Genomic DNA, 4,834 nt, shown 5'->3' with positions numbered 1-4,834 from the left:
CCCGTCCACGGCGGTGACGAGCTCCCAGGAGTGGACCGAGCCGAGCTCGCCCGCGCGCATCGCCGCGAGCTTGTCGGCCCGGTCCACGTCCGCGACCGTCAGCCCGTCCAGGCCCGCGCCCGCACGGCGGGCGTGGCCCACCGGGGTGCCCGACGCCGCGGGCTCGCCCGTCGTCGTCGGCGCACCCGGGACGTCGAGGCGCGTGGCGTCGTCGGGCAGGGTGCCCCCGGCGACGCCGCACCCGCGCGCCGCGCCAGGTCGGCGGGCGGTAGGGCCGGGGAGGGTGACGGTCATGGTCGGCTCCTCAGCGCTCGTCAGAGCGCGCCGTGGAAGGTGCGCGAGAGCACGTCCAGCTGCTGCTCGCGCGTGAGGCGGACGAAGTTCACCGCGTACCCGGACACGCGGATCGTCAGCTGCGGGTAGTTCTCCGGGTGGTCCATGGCGTCCAGGAGCGTCTCGCGGTTCAGCACGTTGACGTTCATGTGGTATCCCTCGGACCCGATGTAGGCGTCCAGGAGGCCGGCGAGGTTGGTGACCTGCTCCTCCTTGGTGCGCCCGAGGCCGCTCGGCACGACCGTGTTGGTCAGCGAGATGCCGTCCTGCGCCTCGTCGTACGGCAGCTTGGCCACCGACAGCGCCGAGGCGAGCATGCCGTGCGTGTCGCGCCCGTTCATCGGGTTGGCGCCCGGGGCGAACGGCTCGCCGGCGCGGCGGCCGTCGGGCGTGTTGCCCGTCGCCTTGCCGTACACGACGTTCGAGGTGATCGTCAGGACCGACTGCGTCGGCACCGCGTCGCGGTAGGTCGGGTGCGTGCGGACCTTCGCCATGAACCGCTCGACGAGGTCGACGGCGATCGCGTCGGCCCGGTCGTCGTCGTTGCCGTACGTGGGGTACTCGCCCTCGGTCACGTAGTCGACGACGAGGCCGCGCTCGTCGCGGACGACGGAGACCTTCGCGTGCTTGATCGCCGACAGCGAGTCCGCCGCGACGGACAGGCCCGCGATGCCGCACGCCATGGTCCGCAGCACGTCCTTGTCGTGCAGCGCCATCTCGATGCGCTCGTACGCGTACTTGTCGTGCGACCAGTGGATGCAGTTGAGCGCCTCGACGTACGTCTCGGCCAGCCAGTCCATCGTCGCGTCGAACTTCGCCATGACGTCGTCGAAGTCGAGCACGTCGCCCTCGACGGGCGCCGCAACGGGCGAGACCTGCTTGCCGGAGATCTCGTCGCGGCCGCCGTTGATCGCGTAGAGCAGCGTCTTGGCGAGGTTCACGCGAGCGCCGAAGAACTGCATCTGCTTGCCGACCCGCATCGGGGACACGCAGCACGCGATCGCCGCGTCGTCGCCCCAGTGCTGGCGGATGAGCTCGTCCGACTCGTACTGCACGGCCGAGGTGTCGATCGAGACCTGCGCGCAGTAGTCCTTGAAGCCCTGCGGCAGCTCCGGGCTCCAGAAGACCGTCATGTTCGGCTCGGGGGCCGGGCCGAGGTTGTAGAGCGTCTGGAGGAAGCGGAACGAGTTCTTCGTGACGAGCGGGCGCCCGTCCTCGCCCATGCCGCCGATGGTCTCGGTGACCCACGTCGGGTCGCCGGAGAACAGGGCGTCGTACTCGGGGGTGCGCAGGAACCGCACGATGCGCAGCTTGATGACGAAGTCGTCGATGATCTCCTGCGCCTCGGACTCCGTGATGCGGCCGGCCTCGAGGTCGCGGTCGAGGAACACGTCGAGGAACGTCGACGTGCGGCCGAGCGACATCGCGGCGCCGTTCTGCTCCTTCACCGCGGCGAGGTAGGCGAAGTAGAGCCACTGCACGGCCTCGCGGGCGGTGGTCGCCGGGCCCGAGATGTCGTAGCCGTACTCGGCGGCCATCTCCTTGAGCTCGCCCAGCGCGCGGATCTGCTCGGCGTGCTCCTCGCGCTCGCGCACGACCTGCTCGCTGAACGGCTGCGTGTCGAGGCCGAGCTTGTCGAGCTTCTTCGCGGCGATCAGCGCGTCGACCCCGTAGAGCGCGACGCGGCGGTAGTCGCCGATGATCCGGCCGCGGCCGTAGGCGTCGGGCAGGCCGGTGATGATGTGCGAGCTGCGGGCCGCGCGGACGTTCGGCGGGTAGACGTCGAACACGCCCTGGTTGTGCGTCTTGCGGTACTCGGTGAAGACCTTCTTCAGGGTCTCGTCGACCTCGTAGCCGTAGGTCTGGAGCGCGCCCTCGACCATGCGCCAGCCGCCGTTCGGCATGATCGCGCGCTTGAGCGGGGCGTCGGTCTGGAGGCCGACGATCACCTCGTGTCGCCTTGTCGATGTAGCCGGGCGCGTGCGCCGTGATCCCCGCGGGCGTGTGGGGGTCGACGTCGTAGATCCCCATCTCGCGCTCCTCGGGGAACATCGCGGACAGCGTGTCCCAGATCCCCGTCGTGCGCTCCGTGGGCCCGGCGAGGAACGACGCGTCGCCCGTGTACGGGCGGTAGTTGCGCTGGATGAAGTCACGCACGTCGACCGTGTCGCGCCACGGGCCGTCGGTGAAGCCCTCCCACGCGGGGACGTGCGCGGTGTCGTGCTGCGGGTCGACGCTGCCCTCCACCGCACGGCCGCCGCTCGTCGTGCCGGGTGCCTCGGAAACGCTGGTCATCTGGACCTCCCTCGTGCCTGACGCGCGGGTCCGCGCGCCGGCCGGACCCGCCGGTCTCGCGGGGCCTCGGGTGGAGGCCCTCGGTCGAGGTTCCGACGGGCTCCTTCGCCACCTCCAGGCTAGGTTCAGGACGCTGCTCACGGAGGGGTTTCGGGCCGGCCGGGGACCTAGGTCCCGAGCCGGGCGGGACCCGCGGGAACCCGCGAGAATCCGCGGAATCCTGCGGCTCCCGAGGATCCGCGCCGGCCCGTCGAGGTCGCCTTGTGATGACCTTCACAAGCCCTCTCGACCTCCGGTCGATGCCCGCTCGGAACGGTCGTGACGCACGACACGGACGCACGTCACACGCTCGCCCGACGAGCCGGCGGCTTCCGTGTGAGACTGCCCGGGTGAAGCGCACCGTAGGGGTCGAGGAAGAGTTCCTGCTCGTCGGCGACGACGGGCACCCGGTCGCCCGGGCCGCGGAGGCCCTGGAGGCGTCGGGGACCGACGACAAGGGCGGCGGGACCGGCTCGCTCGAGTCGGAGTTCATGGAGGAGCAGCTCGAGACGGCGACGCACCCGCGTCGCGAGCTCGACGACCTCGCGACGGAGATCCGCGACGGCCGTCGGCGTGCCCAGGAGGCCGCGGACCGCGTCGGCGCCCGGGTCGCCGCGCTCTCGACCTCTCCCCTGCCGTTCGAGGGCACGACGGTCTCGCGCCTGCGCTACCTCGAGGCGCGCGCCGCGTTCGGCCTCACGGCGCGCGAGCAGCTCACGAGCGGGTGCCACGTGCACGTCGCCGTCGCGGACGACACCGAGGGCGTCGCGGTCCTCGACCGCATCGGGCCGTGGCTCTCCACGCTCCTCGCGCTGAGCACGAACTCCCCGTTCTGGCAGGGCCAGGACAGCGGGTACGCGAGCTTCCGGTCCCAGGTCTGGTCGCGCTGGCCCACCTCGGGCCCGACCCGGGCGTTCGGGACGCCCGAGGCGTACCGAGAGGCGGTCGACGGGCTCGTCGCGACCGGCACGATCCTCGACGAGAACATGGTCTACTTCGACGCGCGGCTGTCCTCGCGCTACCCGACGGTCGAGATCCGCGTCGCCGACGTGTGCCTCGACCCCGACACGGCGACGCTCCTCGCGGCACTCAGCCGCGGCCTCGTCGAGACGGCGGCACGCGAGGCCGCGGACGGCGTCGCGCCCCCGGAGCTCCGCCCCGAGATCCTGCGGACCGCGTCGTGGCGCGCCGGGCGTTCGGGCCTCGAGGAGGACCTGGTCTCCCCGCTCACGTGGCGCCCCGCTCCCGCGCACGACGTCGTCGGGCTGCTCGTCGCGCACGTCCGCGACGCGCTCGTCGACGCGGGCGACCTCGACGCGGTGACGGAGCTCCTCGGCCGGCTCTGGTCCGGCGGCAACGGCGCAGCGCGCCAGCGTGCGTGGCACGCGGCGTCCGGCGGGGACCTGCGCGCCGTCGTCGAGGAGGCCGTGAAGGTCACGCACTCCTGATCGACCGCGAGGCGGCCGGATGCGCTGCGCGGCGCCCCGGCCCGGCGCGCGTCAGACGGTGACCGCGGCGCAGGCCGCGAGCGCCTCGAGGGTCGTCGTCGCCACGACGTCGGGCGCGGTGCCGCCCGTCCAGGCCTGTCCGTGCGAGACCCATGCCGTGCGCACGCCGGCCGCCCGACCCGCCGCGACGTCGAGGTGGGCGGCGTCGCCGACCATCCACACCCCAGCGCGGTCGGCGTCCCGCGCTCCGACGCGGTCGAGCCCGATCTCGAGCAGCCGCGGGTCGGGCTTGGCGACGCCCTCCTCGTCGGAGACGACGATCGCGTCGACGTGCGGCTCGATCGCGCAGCGGGCGATCTTGCCGCGCTGCTGCGCGGACGTGCCGTTCGTGACGACGACGACCCGGTCGCCGCGGTCGCGCAGCGCGTCGAGCGCGTCGAGCACGCCGGCGTAGGCGCGCACGTGCTCGAGGATGCCGTGGCGGAAGCGGGTCACCACGGCGTCCAGGTCCGCCTCGCCGCCCAGCCCGAGCCGGTCGACGACGACGCGGGCCACGTCGCGCTTGGGCGCGTGGCCGCCCTGGTCGGCCGCGACGATCGCCGCGAGGTCGGAGACGTCGCGCCCGGCGCGCGCGACGGCGTCGGCCGCCCAGGCGGCGAACGCGTCGTCGCGCCCGACGAGCGTGTTGTCGAGGTCGAGGAGCCAGATCACGCCCCGGA

General features: G+C 73.0%; 2 protein-coding genes and 2 pseudogenes. 1 reads left to right on the top strand and 3 read right to left on the bottom strand.

Going from position 1 to position 4,834, the window contains the following annotated elements; translation table 11 throughout:
• Window positions 1-294, bottom strand: a pseudogene (locus FB00_RS22950) (hypothetical protein); the annotation flags it as partial.
• 20 nt (window positions 295-314) lie between these two features.
• Window positions 315-2,628: pseudogene (gene pflB, locus FB00_RS20680) on the bottom strand (formate C-acetyltransferase).
• 389 nt (window positions 2,629-3,017) lie between these two features.
• On the opposite strand from pflB, the gene FB00_RS20675 reads away from it, so the two are divergent.
• Window positions 3,018-4,115 (top strand): carboxylate-amine ligase, encoded by a 1,098-nt coding sequence (locus FB00_RS20675; RefSeq protein WP_047234805.1) that lies wholly within the window; start codon window positions 3,018-3,020, stop codon window positions 4,113-4,115.
• 51 nt (window positions 4,116-4,166) lie between these two features.
• Here the strand turns inward: FB00_RS20675 and FB00_RS20670 are convergent.
• Window positions 4,167-4,834, bottom strand: a 668-nt coding sequence (locus tag FB00_RS20670) for an HAD family hydrolase (protein WP_052877841.1), incomplete at its 5' end; no start/stop codon positions are given.

This window comes from Cellulosimicrobium funkei (assembly GCF_001019615.1).
Classification (GTDB): domain Bacteria; phylum Actinomycetota; class Actinomycetes; order Actinomycetales; family Cellulomonadaceae; genus Cellulosimicrobium; species Cellulosimicrobium cellulans_E.
This window is presented reverse-complemented; position numbering and strand designations above follow the sequence as displayed.